This is a genomic window from Brevundimonas sediminis (assembly GCF_048799765.1).
Classification (GTDB): domain Bacteria; phylum Pseudomonadota; class Alphaproteobacteria; order Caulobacterales; family Caulobacteraceae; genus Brevundimonas.
In genome coordinates this window covers 1-17,303 of sequence record NZ_JBLYQK010000043.1, presented here as the reverse complement: position 1 = coordinate 17,303, position 17,303 = coordinate 1, and the positions used below count along the sequence as shown (strand labels likewise).

Below are 17,303 nucleotides of genomic sequence, written 5' to 3'. Positions count from 1 at the left end.
GGCGGGCCGCCGTTCAGGTCCCGGGTGAAGTCCGAGCCGGGCGCCGGAGCGGGCGCGGGCGGCGGCGTCTGCGGCGCCGGCGATGCGGTCTGGGCGTGAGCGGCTCCGGCGAGCGCGAGAAGGGCGGCGGCGGACACGGCGAGGGTTTTCATGGCCGCGACCTTCGCCCCTCAACGTGGCGACGGCAAGACCGATCAGGCGGTCGGCAGTTCCACCCAGAAGGTGGCGCCCTCGCCCGGCGCCGAGGTGACCCCGATGGAGCCGCCCTGCAGCTCAACCAGGCGTTTGGCCAGGGCCAGACCGATCCCGTGGCCCTCGACCGTCGAGCGCTCCAGTCCCAGCCGGTTGAACGGCTCGAACAGCTGGGTCTGCTTGTCCACGGTCAGGCCCGGGCCGCGGTCGATGACCTCGATCCGGACGCCGTCGTGGATCCGGCTCGCGCGCAGGATGACGATCCCGCCCGCACCGCCGTACTTGACCGCGTTGGACGTCAGGTTGCCGACCACCTGGACCAGTCGCTGGGAGTCGGCCAGGGCGACCAGGCCGTCCCCTTCCGAAACCACCTCGATCCGGACGCCCTGGGCCTCGGGCCGCAGCACCGTGGCGCGACGCACGTCGTCCAGCACGCCCGGCACATCGGTCGGGCGCAGTTCGACCTTCACCGCACCGGACTCGGCGCGGGCGACGTCCAGCAGGTCATGCGCCAGCGCCTCGACCTGCCTTGCCGTCTTGACCAGCATGTCGGCCATTTCCGTCTGGGTCGGGGTGACCGGCCCCAACTGGCCGGCCCGCCACAGATCACCGATGCCGATGATGCCGCCGACCGGGCTCTTGATCTCGTGCGCCACATTGGCCAGCAGCCGCGACTTGGCCGCCGAGGCGCGCTCGGCGCGCACCTGTCCGGCCCGGGCGCGATCGGCGAGACGGTCCCGCTCCTCCAGAAGGGCGGCGACCAGCAGGATCGGCAGATAGCCGAAAAGCACCAGAAGCTGCGCCATCGTCGCGCGATCCGCGCCCTGGAAGGCCACGGCATAGGGACCATGCCCCATCATGCTTCCGCCGATGGCCAGCAGGCTGATGATGACCAGGGCGGCCGTCACGCCCAGCAGGCGCAGGCGCACCGCGATCAGCAGCAGCAGCGGCAGGGTGACGAAGCTGATCGGCAGGGACTGCATGCCGAAGATCAGGACATTGGCGAACGCCAGCAGACCGAGCAGGACCACCGCCTCGATCGCCCGGGCCGGGGCCCGGAACCGGACCAGCTCACGCCGGGTGATGGCCAGGCCGAAGCTGGAAATCACGGCGATGCTCAGCGCATGACCGAACCACCACGTCTGGGCGGTTTCCATGAAACTGGCGCCGTTCATCCAGTGCAGCATGGCGCCGACGCCGATCGCGGCCGGGATGGGGGCGACGACCGCGGCGCTGATCAGGAAACGGCTGCAGCCCTCGACGCTGGCCAGGTTCAGGGTCGGGGCGAACCGGCGCGCCAGAAGCACCGCCATGTAGATATCCGCCATGTTCGCCACGGTGAACATCAAGGTGGTCTTGGTGGAGTTGCCGGCCAGCAGGTTCCCCGCGGCCACGCCACAGGCCACCAGACCGCCGAAACAGAGATCATACAGGGGGCCGCGGGAAGTTCGCAGCCAGACCGCAACCGCCACGCCGCCCGAGCCCCACAGGGCCGCGACCATGTCGGCGGACCGGGCGAAGGTAATGGCCAGCACCGTCAGGATCATGACCGCGACGGCCGTGAACACCGGCGCCATCGGCTGACCGATGCCCCGCGTCGGCGACGCCCCGGTCGGCAGCCCGCGCGCGGACGACGCCGTTTCGGCCGTTGCGGCGGGCTGGGGGTCGAGCGCGCGGCTCATGCTCATGATCAGGTCCGGTCGGGCAATACTCCGCCGCTACCTAACCGTCGGCTTCCTAACATCCCCTGAAGGTCAGAAGGCCGTTGCAAGCACCTGATCAAACTCGCGAACCGCAGCCGCGGCGCCGTCCGGATGGTTCCAGACCGCCCCGCTGACGGCGACGAAATCCGCCCCGGCCCGGGCCAGTCCGGCGGCGTTCGCGGCGGTGATCCCGCCGATGGCGACGCAGGGCGTCTCGACCGTCTCCTGCCAGATGGTCAGGATTTCCGGGTCCGGACGATGTTCCGTCTCCTTCGTCGTGGTCGGGAAGAAGGCCCCGAAGGCGACGTAGTCGGCCCCGGCCTCGGCGGCGTCCATGGCCAGCTCGCGGCTGTCGTGACAGGTCACCCCGATCATGGCGTCCGCCCCCATCGTCCGACGCGCCTCGGCGTAGGAGGCGTCCGACTGCCCCACATGCACCCCGTCGCAGCCCGACCGCTTCGCCAGGTCGGGCCGGTCGTTCAGGATCACCGCCACCCCGCGCGACTGGGCCACGGGCTTCAGCGCCTCGACCGCCGCCAGCACGGCCGCGTCATCGACATCCTTCAGCCGGATCTGCAGGGCCGCCACGGCGCCCGCATCCAGCGCCTCGCCCAGCGTCTTCGCAAAGGCGGGCAAATCCGGGATCGCCGGCGGGGTGATCAGGTACAGCGCACACGGCGGGCGCGGCGGGACGACGGGTTCTCTGGCCATGGCGGGGGAGTGCGACGATGTGCGCCCCACGTCAATCCGCTCGCTCCATGCGAACGACTTGCAATCGCCTTGATCGGACTGCTATAGCGAACCATTCGCATTGTGTGGATTCGCCTTCCTTGTACGTCTGCAACTGTAACGGTCTTCGCAAGCGTGACGTCGCCTCGGCCATCGAGGCGGGCGCGACGCGTCCGCGTGAGGTCTTCGCCCGGCACCAGTGCCAGGCCCAGTGCGCCAAATGCGTCTGCGAGATGCGCCAGATGATCCAGGAGTCGCAGCAGGCCTTCGCCCTGGCGGCTGAGTAGCATTCGCAGCCCCGTCTGCGCGCGATTTTTACTCGCAATTTCAATGCACTGATAAGTGTTCGCAAGTAAACACGCGGCGATCTTTCGTGGTATGAACGCCGCCGACGAAGGCGACTCCCTCCTCCGGGCCGCCCAGACCGCTGAAGGACAAGGCCATGAAGGGCGACCCCGCGATCATCCGCACGCTGAATGCGATCCTGACCAACGAACTGACGGCGGTGAACCAGTATTTCCTGCACGCCCGCATGTTCGAAAGCTGGGGCCTGAAGCACCTCGGCCAGATCATCTATGACGAGAGCATCGGCGAGATGAAGCACGCCGACATGCTCATCAAGCGCATCCTCTTCCTCGACGGCCTGCCCAACCTGCAGGACCTGCACAAGCTGAAGATCGGCGAGAACGCCATCGAATGCCTCGGCGCCGACCTGCAGCTGGAGCTGGGCTCGCGCGACACCGTCATCGCCGCCGTCACCCAGTTCGAGGCGGCCAGGGACTACGTCAGCCGCGACCTGGTCATGCGCATCCTGTCGGACACCGAGGAGCACATCGACTTCCTCGAGGCCCAGCACAAGCTGATCGAACAGCTGGGCGAGCAGAACTACCTGCAGTCCGCCATGACCGAGATCGCCCCGGACAAGAGCGCGACGGGGAACTGATCGTTGCCTCTCCCTCTCCGCAACGGGGAGGGAGACCATGAAGCTGCACGGAACCCCCGCCCCTTCCGGCTCATTCCCCTCCAGAGCTGGAGGCGCGGATGACTGATATCGATGATGTGTTCGACGACGTGCAGGACGCGGCGACGGACTTTCTGAACGCCGAGGGGCGGAACGTCGGCCATGTGGCGCTGGGCGTGGCCCTGACCGTCGGTTTCGCCCTGGCGGCCACGGCCTTCGCCAAACGGACGATCCGGCCTCGCCCGGAGCATCTGGCGGCGACGGACGCCCCCATCACCGAGCGGCCGCGCGGGTCGCTGAGCTTTATCCTGCCCGCCGTCTTCTCGGCCACGACCCTGTCTGCGGTGCGGGTGTGGAACGCGCCGAAGGCGAAGGAGCGCAACGTCGCCATGGCCCTGTGGGCCGGAGCCCAGGCCCTGAACGCCGTCTGGATCGCCATGCGGCCCGCCAGCCGGGGCTTGCAGATCGCCGCCGCCATGTCCTCGGCCGGCATGGCCGCCGCCTTCGCCCACGAGGCCCGCAAGCTGGACGCCCGCGCCGGCAAGCTGGCCGCCCCCGTCGGCGGACAGGTCGCGGCCGCGAACATGATCGGCCGGAAGGCCCGCGACGCCGGGCAGACGCTGCACTGAAGAGTGAGCAGTGAAGAGTGAGACGTGAGTGGAGGATCCGGCCGCCGCGACAGCCGCTACTCACTGCTCACCCGTCACTCTTCACGTTTCGCCCCAGCTTGCCGTAAGCCCCGGCTTCCGTTAGGGACTGCGCCCGTTCGCGCGCGCCGCAAGGGCTGCGCCTCAACCCTTCCGAGACATCATGGCCAAGATTAACGGCAACACCATCAAGCCCGGCATGGTCCTGCAGCACAACGGCGGCCTGTGGGTCGTCACCAAGGCCAGCCACGTCAAGCCCGGCAAGGGCGGCGCCTTCGCCAACGTCGAGGCCAAGAACCTCGAGACCGGCAACAAGCTGAACGAACGCTTCCGTTCGGAAGACAAGGTCGAGCGCGTGACGCTCGAGCAGAAGGACTACTCGTACCTCTACGACGGCGGCGAGACCCTGGTCTTCATGAACGACGAGAACTACGAGCAGATCGAACTGCAGAAGGAATGGGTCGGCGAAGAGCGCATCCCCTACCTGCAGGAAGGCATGAAGGTGGTCATCGAGTCGCACGAGGACCGTCCGATCGGCCTGTCGCTGCCGGACCAGGTCACGCTGGAAGTCGTCGAGACCGAGCCGACCGTTAAGGGTCAGACCGCCTCGTCGTCCTACAAGCCGGCCGTCGCCAACAACGGCGTCCGCATCATGATCCCGCCCTATATGTCGGCCGGCGAGAAGATCGTCGTCGACACCGCGACCGGCGAATACGTCCGCCGCGCGGACTGAGCGGCTTCGCCGCGTGATTGGTGATTGGTGGTTGGTGGATGGCCGCGTCCTCGACGCCGCCCCGCTTTCATCCACTAGTCACCAGCCACCAACCACTTCACCGGCTCCATTCGGGGCCGGTTAGCGTTTGAACTTCTCCGTACCTCCGGGCCAAGAGCCTTGAAGGAGCTGCGGACCAGGAGATTCCCGATGGCCCTCGCCTCCGCCCTGCTCACCGTCATGATGGACGCGGTCCGCAAGACCGCCCGCCCGATGCTGCGCGACTTCGGGGAGGTCGCGAACCTCCAGACCTCGCGCAAGGGCCCCGGCGACTTCGTCACCGCCGCCGACATCAAGGCCGAGGAGACCCTGTTCGAGCTGCTAACCAAGGCCCGCCCGGGCTACGGCTTCCTCGGCGAGGAGCGCGGCTTCATCGAGGGCACCGACAAGTCGCACCGCTGGATCGTCGACCCGATCGACGGCACGACCAACTTCATCCACGCCATGCCGCATTTCGCGATCACGGTCGGTCTGGAGCGCTTCGCGCCGGACGGCTCGTCCGAGATCGTCGCCGCCGTGACCTATAACCCGGTCATGAACGAGATGTTCTGGGCCGAAAAGGGCAAGGGCTGCTACCTGAACGACGGCCGCATCCGCGTCGCGGGCCGCAAGGATCTGTCGGAAAGCCTGATCGGCACCGGCCTGCCCTTCATCGGCAAGGCGGGCCACGCCCAGTCGATCAAGGACATCCACGCCGTCGGCCAGCGCGTCGCGGGCATCCGTCGCCTTGGCTCGGCCGCCCTGGACTTCGCCTGGGTCGCCGCCGGCCGCTACGACGCCTTCTTCGAGCGCAATCTGCAGGCGTGGGACGTGGCCGCGGGCATCCTGCTCGTCACCGAGGCCGGCGGTCTGGTCACCACCATCGACATCGACGGCGATCCGAAAAACGGCAAGCAGGTGCTGGCCGCCAACCCGGACATCCACACCGCCCTGCGCAAGGTGCTGCAGGGGGCATAAGCCGCCGCCACCCGTCACCCGATCAGGGTCTTCGCAGCCGCGCGGGCTTCATCAGTGATGGTCGCTCCCGACAGCATCCGCGCGATCTCTTCCAACCGCTGCGTCTCGTCCAGCGTGTCGACCGTGGTGGCGGTGACGCCGCCGGTGTCCGACTTGCGGACCTTCCAGTGGGCATGGCCGCGCGCGGCGACCTGAGGGCTGTGGGTCACGACCAGCACCTGGGCGCCCTGCGACAGGCGCTGCAGGCGGGTGCCGACGGCCTCGGCCACGGCGCCGCCGACGCCCTGATCGACCTCGTCGAAGATCATCACCGGCTGGCGCTGATCCTCCCGCCCCGCCAGCGCGGCCTTCATGGCCAGGGCGAAGCGGGCCAGCTCCCCGCCCGACGCGATGGCGTCCAGCGGGCCGAAGGGGGTTCCGGCGTTGGTGGCGATCTCGAACCGCACGGTCTCGACGCCCGACGGCCCACGGCGACCGTCGGCCACCGGCTCGAAGGCGACGCGGAAGCGGGCGCGCTCCAGCTTCAGCGGGCCGAGTTCCTCCATCACCGACGCCGTCAGCCGCTCGGCGGCGGCCTCACGCGCCGACGTCAGCAGGGTCGCGGCCAGATCATAGGCCTCACGCGCGCCCGAGGCCTCGCGCTCGGCGGCGGTGATGGCGTCAGCGCCGTCCTCGATCAGCCGCAGTTGTTCGCGGTAGCGCTCGCGCAGGGTCGGCAACAGCTCGACGGAGGTGTTCAGCTTGCGGGCGGCCGCGCGCAGGGCGAACAGCCGCTCCTCGGTCTTGTCCAGGCGGCCCGGCTCGAAGTCGAAGGCGTCGGCGGCGGCGTCGACGCAGGCCAGCGCCTCCTCGGCTTCCACCAGGGTGCGGTCGATGGCCTCGGCGGCGGCGGTCAGTTTCAGCAGCAGCGGATGGTCGCCCTCGGCGCCCGACTGGGCCGCGCGGGTGCGGGCGTGCTCGACCGCGCGCAGGGCCGCCGACAGATTGCGTGACAGCTTGTCCCCGCCCAGCGAGGCGCGGGCGTCGGTCAGATCGGCCATGGCCTTCTCCGCCGCGCCCAGCAGGGCCCGCTCGCCCGCCAGCTCCGTCTCCTCGTCCGCGCGGGGATCCAGCGCATCGAGGTCGGCGAGGCTCTGGGTCAGTTCCTCGGTATGGGCGGCCGCGTCGGCGGCGGCGGCCTTCAGCTCGGCCACCTTGCGCTCGGCGGTCTTCACGGCCTCGGCGGCGCGCGCCACGCCGTCCAGCTGGGGCGACAGGCCGCCATAGGCGTCCAGCAGGGCGCGGTGGGTCTTCCAGTCCAGCAGGCCGACGGTCTCGTGCTGGCCATGCACCTCGACCAGAGCCTGACCGATTTCGCGCAGGGCGGTGACGCCGGCGGGCTGGTCGTTGACGAAGGCGCGACTGCGGCCGTCTGCGGCCACGGTGCGGCGCAGGATCAGGTCCTCGCCCGGCGTGACCTCGAAGCCCTTTTCGGCGATCAGCGCGATCAGGGCGGGATCATCGGGTGCGGTGAAGACGGCGGTGGCGCTGGCCTGTTTGGCCCCGGCCCGCACCAGCCCGGCGTCGCCGCGCGCGCCCAGCGCAAGCCCCAGCGCGTCCAGAATGATCGACTTCCCCGCCCCGGTCTCGCCGGTCAGCACGGTCAGGCCGTCCCGGACCTCGAGGTCCAGCACGTCCACCAGAACGATGTCGCGAATCGAAAGCGCGGTCAGCACGGCAGGCTCCCTTGCGGGAGGTTCAGGCCGGAAACGCGGTCAGAAATCTGGGGCAAGGCGAATCGTCTTCTCGGGCGATGCCGGAGAATGCGGAGCAACCGCCTCCCGGGACAAGACCGGGAATAGCGGAACAAATCGAAAACGTCAGCCCGGGATCAGACGACGCAGCCAGCTTTCGCGCTGGGCGGTCGGCGCGACTTCCGGAGCGGCGGCCTGTTCCGACAGCAGGGCGTAGGCTTCCGAGTACCAGACGCTGCCCGGATAGTTGTAGCCCAGCACCGAGCCGTTGCGCATGGCCTCGTCCTTCAGGCCGAGCGCGAGGTTGACCTCGACCAGACGGTACAGGGCTTCCGGCGTGTGCGAGGTGCGCTGATAGGCCGGATTGTCGATCACGGTCTTGTAGCGGTTCAGGGCGGCCAGCGGCTGGTTGGCGCGCTGGTAGTAGCGGCCGATGGCCATTTCCTTGCCGGCCAGCTGATCGTTGACCATGTCCATCTTCACCGTGGCGTCGATGGCGTATGAGGTCCCCGGATAGCGGCGGGCCACGTCGCGCAGGCCGGTCAGGGCCGCCTGGGCGTAGCCCTGGTCCCGGCCCACGTCGGTGATCTGCTCGAAATTGCAGATGGCCTTCATGTAGTAGGCGTAGGGCGCGCTCGGATTGCCCGGGAACAGGGCGATGAAGCGATCCGCCGCGGCGATCGCCTCCTGATAGTGGTTGTCCTGATAGTAGGCGTAGATCTGCATCAGGATCGCGCGGCGCGACCATTCCGAATACGGGTGCTGGCGCTCGACTTCCTGGAAATAGTCGATCGCGTCGCTCCACCGGCGCGACTGGATGCGCTGGTAGCCGGTATTGTAAAGCTGCTCGACCGGCCGTTCCTCATAGGCCAGCCGCGGACGGCGCGCGCCGCTGTTGCAGGCGGTGACGGTCAGGGCCGAAACGGCGACGGCCGCCAGAACAAGGCCGGAGCGGAACTTCGAAACGGACAAGGACGACCTCAAGTATGCATGCCGACGGAGCGCCGTCCGACGGCGCCCCCGGAAACGAGACGCGATCTCTACACCAGTGAACATCACAGCGCCAATGCGCGAAGAAGGGCCAAAAAAGCACCGATCGCGACTTGTGACCCCGGCATCCCCTGATATGTAGCGCGCCAGCGCCACGGCCGACATGCAGCCGGGCGATGACGGCGAAAGGATGACCGGACATGAAGCTGCTCTCTGGCAACTCGAACCGGACCCTCGCGGCCGCAATCGCGGGCCACCTGGACATGCCCCTGACCAAGGCCCAGGTGAAGCGCTTCGCCGACAATGAGGTCTTTGCGATGATTGAGGAGAACGTCCGCGGCGAGGACGTATTCATCATCCAGTCGACCAGCTATCCGGCCAACGACAACCTGATGGAAATGCTGATCATGACCGACGCGCTGGTGCGCGCCTCGGCCAAGCGCATCACGGCCGTCGTCCCCTATTTCGGCTACGCCCGGCAGGACCGGAAGACGGACGGTCGGACCCCGATCTCGGCCAAGCTGGTCGCCAACCTGATCACCCGCGCCGGCGCCGACCGGGTCCTGACCATGGACCTGCACGCCGGCCAGATTCAGGGCTTCTTCGACATCCCGACGGACAATCTGGTGGCCACGCCGGTGCTGGCGCGGGACATCAAGGAAAACTATCCGCGAGGCGACGACCTGATGATCGTCTCGCCGGACGTCGGCGGCGTGGTCCGCGCCCGGACCCTGGCCAGCCGGCTGAACGCCGACCTGGCCATCGTCGACAAGCGTCGTCCCAAGGCGGGCGAGAGCGAGGTCATGAACATCATCGGCGACGTCGAGGGGCGGCGCTGCATCCTGTTCGACGACATCGTCGATTCGGGCGGCACCCTGGTCAACGCGGCCAAGGCCCTGATCGAGAAGGGCGCGACCGAGGTTTCGGCCTACATCAGCCACGGCGTCCTGTCGGGCCCGGCGGTCCAGCGTGTCAGCGACGGCCCTCTGAAGGAGCTGGTGATCACCGACTCGATCGAGCAGCCCGAGGCCGTGCTCGGCTGCTCCAAGATCCGCCGGGTCTCGGTCGCCCCGCTGATCGGCGAGGCCATCCGGCGCATCGCCAACGAGGAATCGGTTTCCAAACTCTTTGACTGATCGGGGACCGCCCGAGGGAACGTCCTTGGTCCGGCCTCATTAGGCCCTGAAGATTCGGCGCGGGGCGTCGAGACCGAAGGAGACCTGATGATTTCGGCCCACCGAAGCCGCGGCCTTGCCGCGACCGCTCTCGCCGTCGCCGCCCTGCTGGCCGGCTGCGCCTCGCAATCCGCGGCCGAGAAGGCCGCCGAGGCCGAGGCCGCCCGCATCGCCGCCGAGATCGCCGCGCGGACACCGCCGCCGATGGGGCTGAACGCGGACGTCGTCGAGGCGGCCTCCATCTATGTCGCCTTCAGCCGGGACATGGCCGCGATCGAGGGCGGGTTCGGCACGCCCGAGGAAATCCAGGCCGCCCTGCGCCGCGGCGCCGCCTACGAGCCGGTCCAGCTGTCACGCGGGCTGGTGGCCTATGCGGCCGTCGTCGCCCTGCAGTCGCCCGAGTTCGTCCAGGGCGTGCGCCAGTATGCGAACGACCGGGACACCCGCCGCCGGCTGGCCGACAACATCGTCGCCGACCCGCGCTGGGCCTCCCATCTTCCGGGCGCCGACGCCGCGGCGGGCCTCATTATTTCCACGCTGCGGGTCGACATCGACGCGCTGAACGCCGCCGCCGGCCGCATCGAGAACGACGCCTATGCGGTGCAGGGCGACGCCAGACGCAGCTGGGCGATCCGGCCGGTCGCGGACCGGGAGGGTCGGCTGGCCGACGCCAAGGCGCGATCGGCGCTGCCGATGTCGCCCTCTGCTCCCGACGCTGCCCGCCTGCTGGCCGCGGCGGGCAGCGGCACGGGCCTCGGCCTTTCGGGCGACCGGCTCCGCACCCCGCCCTACCCGCCTGCCGTCGTCCAGGCGCTCGCGATCGCGGCGCTGGCGGCGCTCGGCGAGGCGGATGACAGCGCCCGCACCGCCGCCCTGCAGAATGACCCCGTCAGCCAGACCTGCCTGACCGAGTCGAAGCTGAACCTCTTCCAGTGCCTCGCCGCCTCGCGTCCGAACTATGAGGACGTCTTCTGCATCGGCCGTCATGTCGTGCGGGACATCGCCACCTGCACCCGCGGAGCCGCCCAGCCCGCGCCGACCGTCACCGTCTCCCCGGTCCGCGCCGCGCCGCCCCGCATCGCCGTCGCCCCGGGCGGACTGGACGCCCCCGCGCCACAGCCCTCTCCGCCGCCCGGAGCAACGCCGGAAACGCCGCCGACGCGGTGACTCAACCGCTGGCCGAACCCCGGTCTCCGCGCGGGAGAATCATCACCTTGTGATCCCGAACCTGAGGCAACGCTTGGATTAACGCTCGGAGAACCCTTTTCTCCGCGATATAGAACGCAGTCTGTGGTCGCGCCCCGCCGGAGGGCGCAGAGGGTCGGGGTTTTGTAATGTTCCAGGGTCAAATGCGCCGCGGACTCGCGCTCGCCGCCGTCGCCGCCGCCGCCGTTCTCGCCGGTTGCGCCACCGATGAACCCGCCGCCCCGCCGCCCGAACCCGCGCCGCCGCCGCCGCCGCCCGCCGTGTCGATGAACGAGGGTGTGGCCCAGGCCGCGGCCATCTATGTCGCCTTCATGCGCGACGTCGGCACCATTCCGCCCGGCGGCTTCACCGACGCCGAGTCCATCCAGGCCGCCATTCGCAAGGGCGCGGCCTATGAGCCCGCCCAGCTGTCGCGCGGCATGATCGCCTACGGCTCCATCCTGGCCCTGCAGTCGCCGGAGTTCGTCCGGGGCGTCCGCACCTATGCCGTCGACCCCGCGGTCCGGCAGGAGATGATCGCCCGCATCATCGCCGACCCGGCCGTCGCCGCGACCCTGCCGGGCGCCGAGGAGGCCGCCGGCCTGATCGTCGAGACCCTCGGCCGGGACGCCGCCGCCATGCGGTTGATCGCCGAGGGCGTCGAGGGCGACGCCTACACCATCCAGGAACGCCGCGACCCCCGCCGCCGCTGGGCGGTGACGCCCATCCGGGATCGCGAAGGCCGCCTGCAGGGCGCCAAGACCCTGTCCGCCGCCGAAATGCTGCCCTCGGCCGACGAATCGGCCCGCCTGTTCGCCGCCGCCCATGCCGGGACGGGGCTGGAGCTGGGTGCGGGCCGCTCGGGCCCGCCCTACACCCCGGCGGTGACCCGGTCCCTGGCCCTGGCCGCCCTGGCCGCGCTCGGCGCCGGCGGCGAGGACTTCCGCGCCAATACCGAGGCGATGACCGTGGACCAGAACAGCGAGTTCTGCCTGAACATGTCCAAGCTGATGCTCTTCCAGTGCCTGGCCGCCTCGCGCCCCAGCTACGAGGACATGTTCTGCGTCGGCCGCCACATCGCGCGCGACCTGTCGACCTGCACCGCCCAGAACATCACCCCGCCTTCGGTCGAGGCGGCGCCGACCGCCCTGGTCGAGGGCGAGGCTCCGGTCGCGGCCGGGGCGACGGCCGTCGCCCAGACCACGACGACCAGCCTGAACACCGGCGGCTGACGGCAAAGAGTCGAGAGCGGTTGCGTCACCCGGCGCTTGCGTGTAATAGCCCCCGCTCCTGATTTCGAGGGTTCACACCCCCGCCGCGCAGGCCACGGTTGGCGCGGCGTTTCCGTTGTTATTTGAGGCGAGCCAGATGGCCGAGATCATTCTGAACGTGGACGTCCGCGACGGCGTCGGCACCGGCGGCGCCCGCGCCGCCCGTCGCGCCGGCATGGTGCCGGGCGTGCTGTACGGCGGCGACAAGGCCCCCGTCGCCATCTCGGTGAACGAGAAGGACTTCCGCAAGTCGCTCTACACCGGCAAGCTGCTGGGCCACCTGGTGACCCTGAAGTACGGTGACGAGACCCAGCCGGTCATCGCCCGTGACGTGCAGTTCGACCCGGTGTCGGACCGTCCGCTGCACTTCGACCTGATGCGCGTCGACGAGAAGCAGACCGTCAAGATCGAGGTGCCGGTGCACTTCATCAACGAAGACAAGTGCCAGGCCTTCCGTCAGGGCGGTTCGCTGGAAATCGTCCGCCACTCGGTCGAAATCGCCGTTCGCGCCGACCACATCCCGGAAGACCTGGTGGTCGACCTGGCCGGTCACAAGCTGGGCGACACCATCCGCTTCTCGGACATCAAGGTCCCGAAGGGCGTCGAGCCGACCATCACCGACCGTGACTTCGTGATCGCCTCGATCAAGACGTCGTCGGCCGCCATCTCGGCCGCCGCTGACGAAGCCCACGACGCTGAGGTCGCCGCCGAGGCTGAAGCCGCCGAAGTGCCGGCGACCGAGCAATCGGACGAGTCGGCCGAAGGCTGATCCTTCCGATCCAAGGTTCGTGAAACGGCCCCTTCCGGCGACGGACGGGGCCGTTTTCATATCCGGAGCACGCCATGATCATCGTCGCCGGCCTGGGCAATCCGGGCGCCAAATACGAAAAGAACCGCCACAACATCGGCTTCATGGCGGTCGATGAGATCGCGCGGCGCTGGAATTTCGGCCCGGAGCGGGCGAAATTCCAGTCGGTCATCCGCGAGGGCGAGGTCGCCACCGCCGGCGGCGCGGTGAAGGTGCTCCTGATGAAGCCCCAGACCTATATGAACGAGAGCGGCCGGGCGGTCGGCGAGGCGGCGCGCTTCTACAAGATCAGGCCGTCCGAAGTGATCGTCTTCCACGACGAGATCGACCTGGCCCCCGGGCGCTTCCGCATGAAGACCGGCGGCGGCGCGGCGGGGCAGAACGGCGTGCGCAGCCTGATCAGCCATCTGGGCGCCGACTTCCGCCGCGCCCGCATGGGCGTGGGCCACCCCGGCGAAAGCCACCTGGTCATGCCCCATGTGCTGGGTGACTTCGCCAAGGCCGATCAGGCCTGGCTGCAGGCCCTGCTCGACGCCTGCGCCGACGCCCTGCCCTTCGCCCTCGCCGGCGACGACGAGCGCTACCAGGGCGAGGTCATGCGCCTGGCCCCGGCCCCCAAGTTCAGTCCCAGGCAGCAGGCCGCCCGCGGCGAGGGCTAGTCCTCGACCCTCGCTCTGAACCGCAGGCTGGCCGAGCTGTTTGCCGGCACGTGAAGTCGCCACGCGGTCTCGCCGGAGGGCGTCACGATACGGCGCCGGCTCTCGGCGGTGACCCGGAACCCGCGGCGCGCGGACCAGTTCGGAAGAAGCTCGATGTCGATCGGCCAGGACTTGTCATTGGTCACCGTGGCCACAACCGTGGCCTCCTTCATGAAGACCGCGCCGGATCGCCACTCCCGCTCATCCCGCAGGACGTAGGCGATGTGAACGCCCATGGCCTCTCCGAACTCCAGTTCCAGGGGCGCGCCGTCCGCCCGATCCCTGAAGCGGCTCTGGCCGGTGAGCACCGTCGCCCCGTCCTGCGTCTCCATCAGGCTGAAGCCGCCCCCGGGCATGGGAACGCCCAGCCCCTGATCGCCCGAGTTCCGCATCCGGACCAAAAGCACGGCCGCGGGCGGTTCCTCCTCATCGACCTCATCCATCGGCAGGACAGCGGTGTAGGTCCGCTCGAACCGCACGTCCGGTTGATCAAGGAACCGCACCTGTTTGGCCTGGTGCGGGTTCACATCGGTCGGCTCGGGCAGGCTGTAGATCTTGTAGTCGCCCAGATTGGCCAGCGCCGCCCGGATGCGGCTTCCCGTGACGACGATTTCGTCGAACTCGCTGTCCACCACGCTGTTGGACATCCCCGGGATCGTCGCGAGGTAGTCGACAACGGGCGTTCTCACCTGCAGGCGCGGCGGACCGGACAACGGACCGTGTGTTGTCCGGTCCATGGGCCAGCAGCCGTCGTGCCGAGTGCGGATAAGGGGTTCGACCGGTTCGCTGTCATCCTCCCGGTTCAGGTTTCCCGCGACGACGTGCACGGGCGCATCAGTGAACCGTGAGCCGCCGAAATTCATCAGCGTGATCCAGCCTTCAATCGCCATGCTGCGTCCGTCCGGCGTGACCCGGGCCACATAGTCGGCCGACCACTGCAGCCCTCGCGCCAGATAGGCCAGGTGAACCGTCTGCCGTCCCCCGTCCGGCGACCGCACGCGCACCGAAAGGGTCGGCGCCTCGCCCAGCCCCTCGGGCACGCGGTCAAAGATCAACCTTCGGGTCAGCCCCTGGCAGGACAGGGCCTCGATGCGGCCGTCGATCTCCAGCACCGGACCGTCCGCCCCGGACCGGACGATAGCGGTCCGCAGGACCTCGGTTCCGGTCTCGCGGTTGGTCTGCGCCACCCTGATGGTTTCGCCGATGGCGTGCTGCAGCAGACCGCCCGGGCTGAGCAGCTCAAAGTCCGTATTCCGCTCCAGGACCTGCCCCCGCAAACCGTCGATGGACGCGGTCTCGGGGACGATTCCTGCGGCCAGCCCCTCGAAGCGCAGGACCGTTTCTCCCGCGGGGACGTCCACCTCACGGGTCTCGATGATCAGCGCCAGCCCCTGGTAGAGGGCGGTTTCAGGATCCCGCTCGCGCAGCTGCTCGAACTGTTCGGAGGTATCGATCGCCTGGTCCCGGTAGATCACCACGGTCGTCCGGTCCGCGCGCACGGACACGCCCTCGACCTGCGCCAGCGCGGGCTGGGACAGGGCAGACAGCACCGCAGCGACCATCAGCGGCCGCATGCCCTCAGTTCCCGGTCAGGACGGTGGCCGTCAGGACCGTCTCCCCATTGGCGGGGACCGCCACGCTCCAGACCGCGACCCGCCCCCGAACGGTTCCGTCGATGGACTGGGCCGAGAGTTCCGTCACCGGCCCGAGGCCGCCCTGCCGGACCTCGACCGTCACCGGTTCGGAGCGGGCGTTCCGCACCGTATACTCCATCGTGTAGCGGGTCTGGGCGGTCAGGCCTCGCCGTCGCTGGACGGTTTCCTCCGACACGATCCGGGGCTGGACCGAGACATCGAACGCCTCGCCCGTCCGGATGACGATGTCCGATCCTGCGGGAGTATGGCCGATCCGGTTCTCGCCGATGAATCGCGGCTCGCCGGCGGTGTCGTCCATGTAGACCCGGACAATACCGGCCGGCAGCGGCCGGGCCGGGCCGTCCGGACCCGCGCCGTTGGAGAAGACGATCGCCACCGCGGCCGCACGCGGGTCGCCCGCTGTCTCGGGGCTGTCGGACCCGTAGATGTAGCGCTTGGCCGCCGGTGCATCGGTGAGGGCAAGCAACCCCACCTGCTTCGTCTGGTTGTTGGCCACCGTCACCGGCTCGGGCAGCGGATAGACATAGACATCGGCCAGGCCGCGGGCGGCGCCCGGCTGGGTCCCGGAACCGCGAGGCGGAGCCGGCGGAGCATAACCGCCGCCGCGCGGATCGTACGGCGCGTTCAGCACCGACACATCGCCCGCCACCACCCGTGTCCGCGCATCGGTGAAGGTCACGCCGGACTGGTTCGTCAACGTCACCCACCCCGTCAGGTCCAGCGTCCCGGCCCTCTCGTCGTAGCGGGCCACATAGTCCGCCTTCCACGCCAGCCCGGTGGTCAGATAGTTCAGGGTCACGTCGCGCCGGCCCGCGCCCTCGGCGTCCAGGGTCACGCTCAGGGTCGGACGGGGGCGCAGGTTGGACGGCACCTCGTCGAAGATCACCCGGGTGGGCACGCCGTCGTCGCGCAGCACCTCGATCCGGCCGTCGACCTCCAGCACCACGCCCTCGTTCGCCGCCAGCACCCGCGCGCGCTCCGCCTGCTGGGCGCCGGTGCCGGGGTTGGTGCGCACGATGCCGATCTCGCCGCCGACAGCGGCCTGCATCAGGCGATCCGGCGTCAGCAGGTCATAGTCGAAATTCTGCTCGACCACCGACAGGCCGCGCCCGGACAGGCCCACCGTCTCGGGGCGGATGCTGGCGGAGACGCCCGGGAACTCGCGCCGCGACCGACCCGCCGGAATATCGAGACTGCGGGTGTCCTCCACCAGGGCGACGTTCTGGTTATAGACGGTCAGGGACACCGCATCCGGACCGCCGGTTCCGTCCTGCGCCTGTTGTGCGGCGACGGTGGACGCGGCCGCCAGAACGGCCATCGCGGCCCCGGCCATCAGGCCGAATCGAACGGTGCGACAAACAGACATTCGGATACTCTCCCGGTTGCACATCAAGGCTGGCACGCGCCTCGCGACCTGTCGAGTTGAGGCGTGACCGCACGCCCCCTTCCGAACCTGACGGTTAGTCGCTAAAGCGCCACCGTGACCCGTCCGCAGACAGAGTCCTGGTCGATCTGGCGTGCGCTGGCCCTCATGGCCGCGACGTTCGCCATCGTGCTCGGAACCCTGCTGCCCTACGCCGCCATGGCCTCTGCCGGGCCGGGCCGGATGCTGGTGCTGTGTTCCGCCGAGGGCCCGCAGACCATCAGCGTCGACGCCGATGGCAAGCCGGACCGCAGCGTTCCGCCCCCTCGATGCGCCGCCTGCGTCATGGCCCCGGCCGCCGTCCTGCCGAACCCGCCGGTCGCCCAGCCTTGCGCCGCGCCGACCGTCACCCCGGCCTCGACCTTCACCGCCCTGATCGCCGGCCCGCCGCCGCCCGCGCGCGC

General features: G+C 69.4%; 17 protein-coding genes. 11 read left to right on the top strand and 6 right to left on the bottom strand.

Going from position 1 to position 17,303, the window contains the following annotated elements; translation table 11 throughout:
• Positions 1-194: 194 nt before the first annotated feature.
• Together ACLQ7T_RS14990 and thiE are read right to left on the bottom strand one after the other, a co-directional pair.
• Positions 195-1,880 (bottom strand): sensor histidine kinase, encoded by a 1,686-nt coding sequence (locus tag ACLQ7T_RS14990; protein ID WP_420480135.1) that lies wholly within the window; start codon positions 1,878-1,880, stop codon positions 195-197.
• Between the two features lie 66 nt (positions 1,881-1,946).
• Positions 1,947-2,606, bottom strand: coding sequence for a thiamine phosphate synthase (thiE, locus tag ACLQ7T_RS14985; RefSeq protein WP_420480134.1), 660 nt, complete (start codon positions 2,604-2,606; stop codon positions 1,947-1,949).
• 119 nt (positions 2,607-2,725) lie between these two features.
• Here thiE and ACLQ7T_RS14980 point away from each other — a divergent pair, with 119 nt between their 5' ends.
• From ACLQ7T_RS14980 to ACLQ7T_RS14960, 5 genes are all read left to right on the top strand, one after another.
• On the top strand, positions 2,726-2,911 hold the full coding sequence (locus ACLQ7T_RS14980; RefSeq protein WP_420472226.1) for a (2Fe-2S)-binding protein: 186 nt from the start codon (positions 2,726-2,728) through the stop codon (positions 2,909-2,911).
• A 155-nt stretch (positions 2,912-3,066) separates the two neighbouring features.
• The gene (gene bfr, locus ACLQ7T_RS14975; protein ID WP_420472227.1) at positions 3,067-3,567 is read left to right on the top strand and encodes a bacterioferritin; all 501 of its coding nucleotides are present in this window, start codon (positions 3,067-3,069) and stop codon (positions 3,565-3,567) included.
• Between the two features lie 98 nt (positions 3,568-3,665).
• Positions 3,666-4,214 carry a tryptophan-rich sensory protein gene (locus tag ACLQ7T_RS14970; RefSeq protein ID WP_420480133.1) on the top strand — a complete coding sequence of 183 codons (549 nt, stop codon included), beginning with the start codon at positions 3,666-3,668 and terminating at the stop codon, positions 4,212-4,214.
• A 181-nt stretch (positions 4,215-4,395) separates the two neighbouring features.
• Positions 4,396-4,965: an elongation factor P gene (gene efp, locus ACLQ7T_RS14965; RefSeq protein ID WP_420472229.1), complete on the top strand. Its 570-nt coding sequence runs from the start codon at positions 4,396-4,398 to the stop codon at positions 4,963-4,965.
• Positions 4,966-5,154: 189 nt separating this feature from the next.
• Positions 5,155-5,961, top strand: a complete 807-nt coding sequence (locus ACLQ7T_RS14960) for an inositol monophosphatase family protein (RefSeq protein ID WP_420472230.1) — start codon at positions 5,155-5,157, stop codon at positions 5,959-5,961.
• A gap of 14 nt (positions 5,962-5,975) precedes the next feature.
• Here ACLQ7T_RS14960 and recN read toward each other — a convergent pair whose 3' ends face one another.
• Complete coding sequence (gene recN, locus ACLQ7T_RS14955) at positions 5,976-7,676, bottom strand: DNA repair protein RecN (protein WP_420480132.1); 1,701 nt, start codon at positions 7,674-7,676, stop codon at positions 5,976-5,978.
• 144 nt (positions 7,677-7,820) lie between these two features.
• Complete coding sequence (locus ACLQ7T_RS14950; protein WP_420480131.1) at positions 7,821-8,666, bottom strand: outer membrane protein assembly factor BamD; 846 nt, start codon at positions 8,664-8,666, stop codon at positions 7,821-7,823.
• A 218-nt stretch (positions 8,667-8,884) separates the two neighbouring features.
• Between ACLQ7T_RS14950 and ACLQ7T_RS14945 the strand changes: the two genes are divergently transcribed.
• The 5 genes from ACLQ7T_RS14945 to pth all read left to right on the top strand — a co-directional run bounded on the left by ACLQ7T_RS14945 (position 8,885) and on the right by pth (position 13,782).
• Entirely contained in the window at positions 8,885-9,820 is a 936-nt protein-coding gene (locus ACLQ7T_RS14945; protein ID WP_420480130.1) for a ribose-phosphate pyrophosphokinase, read from the top strand.
• A gap of 87 nt (positions 9,821-9,907) precedes the next feature.
• Positions 9,908-11,026, top strand: coding sequence for a hypothetical protein (locus tag ACLQ7T_RS14940; protein WP_420480129.1), 1,119 nt, complete (start codon positions 9,908-9,910; stop codon positions 11,024-11,026).
• Between the two features lie 182 nt (positions 11,027-11,208).
• Positions 11,209-12,276 carry a hypothetical protein gene (locus ACLQ7T_RS14935; protein ID WP_420480128.1) on the top strand — a complete coding sequence of 356 codons (1,068 nt, stop codon included), beginning with the start codon at positions 11,209-11,211 and terminating at the stop codon, positions 12,274-12,276.
• Between the two features lie 136 nt (positions 12,277-12,412).
• Positions 12,413-13,084 carry a 50S ribosomal protein L25/general stress protein Ctc gene (locus ACLQ7T_RS14930; RefSeq protein WP_420480127.1) on the top strand — a complete coding sequence of 224 codons (672 nt, stop codon included), beginning with the start codon at positions 12,413-12,415 and terminating at the stop codon, positions 13,082-13,084.
• A gap of 74 nt (positions 13,085-13,158) precedes the next feature.
• Positions 13,159-13,782: an aminoacyl-tRNA hydrolase gene (gene pth / locus ACLQ7T_RS14925; RefSeq protein ID WP_420480126.1), complete on the top strand. Its 624-nt coding sequence runs from the start codon at positions 13,159-13,161 to the stop codon at positions 13,780-13,782.
• Here the strand turns inward: pth and ACLQ7T_RS14920 are convergent.
• Both ACLQ7T_RS14920 and ACLQ7T_RS14915 read right to left on the bottom strand, forming a co-directional pair.
• On the bottom strand, positions 13,779-15,395 hold the full coding sequence (locus ACLQ7T_RS14920; RefSeq protein WP_420480125.1) for a DUF4139 domain-containing protein: 1,617 nt from the start codon (positions 15,393-15,395) through the stop codon (positions 13,779-13,781). The two genes, pth and ACLQ7T_RS14920, sit on opposite strands and share 4 nt — an antisense overlap.
• Positions 15,396-15,399: 4 nt before the next feature.
• The gene (locus ACLQ7T_RS14915; RefSeq protein WP_420480124.1) at positions 15,400-16,809 is read right to left on the bottom strand and encodes a DUF4139 domain-containing protein; all 1,410 of its coding nucleotides are present in this window, start codon (positions 16,807-16,809) and stop codon (positions 15,400-15,402) included.
• A gap of 147 nt (positions 16,810-16,956) precedes the next feature.
• Here ACLQ7T_RS14915 and ACLQ7T_RS14910 point away from each other — a divergent pair.
• Positions 16,957-17,303, top strand: a 347-nt coding sequence (locus ACLQ7T_RS14910) for a hypothetical protein (protein ID WP_420480123.1), incomplete at its 3' end; no start/stop codon positions are given.

What these genes read in the sequence shown, in the direction of transcription:
- ACLQ7T_RS14990 (WP_420480135.1), bottom strand. Translation starts at nt 1,880, where the DNA reads ATGAGCATGAGCCGCGCGCTCGACCCCCAGCCCGCCGCAACGGCCGAA.
- thiE (WP_420480134.1), bottom strand. Translation starts at nt 2,606, where the DNA reads ATGGCCAGAGAACCCGTCGTCCCGCCGCGCCCGCCGTGTGCGCTGTAC.
- bfr (WP_420472227.1), top strand. Translation starts at nt 3,067, where the DNA reads ATGAAGGGCGACCCCGCGATCATCCGCACGCTGAATGCGATCCTGACC.
- ACLQ7T_RS14970 (WP_420480133.1), top strand. Translation starts at nt 3,666, where the DNA reads ATGACTGATATCGATGATGTGTTCGACGACGTGCAGGACGCGGCGACG.
- efp (WP_420472229.1), top strand. Translation starts at nt 4,396, where the DNA reads ATGGCCAAGATTAACGGCAACACCATCAAGCCCGGCATGGTCCTGCAG.
- ACLQ7T_RS14960 (WP_420472230.1), top strand. Translation starts at nt 5,155, where the DNA reads ATGGCCCTCGCCTCCGCCCTGCTCACCGTCATGATGGACGCGGTCCGC.
- ACLQ7T_RS14945 (WP_420480130.1), top strand. Translation starts at nt 8,885, where the DNA reads ATGAAGCTGCTCTCTGGCAACTCGAACCGGACCCTCGCGGCCGCAATC.
- ACLQ7T_RS14940 (WP_420480129.1), top strand. Translation starts at nt 9,908, where the DNA reads ATGATTTCGGCCCACCGAAGCCGCGGCCTTGCCGCGACCGCTCTCGCC.
- ACLQ7T_RS14935 (WP_420480128.1), top strand. Translation starts at nt 11,209, where the DNA reads ATGCGCCGCGGACTCGCGCTCGCCGCCGTCGCCGCCGCCGCCGTTCTC.
- ACLQ7T_RS14930 (WP_420480127.1), top strand. Translation starts at nt 12,413, where the DNA reads ATGGCCGAGATCATTCTGAACGTGGACGTCCGCGACGGCGTCGGCACC.
- pth (WP_420480126.1), top strand. Translation starts at nt 13,159, where the DNA reads ATGATCATCGTCGCCGGCCTGGGCAATCCGGGCGCCAAATACGAAAAG.
- ACLQ7T_RS14920 (WP_420480125.1), bottom strand. Translation starts at nt 15,395, where the DNA reads ATGCGGCCGCTGATGGTCGCTGCGGTGCTGTCTGCCCTGTCCCAGCCC.
- ACLQ7T_RS14915 (WP_420480124.1), bottom strand. Translation starts at nt 16,809, where the DNA reads ATGGCCGGGGCCGCGATGGCCGTTCTGGCGGCCGCGTCCACCGTCGCC.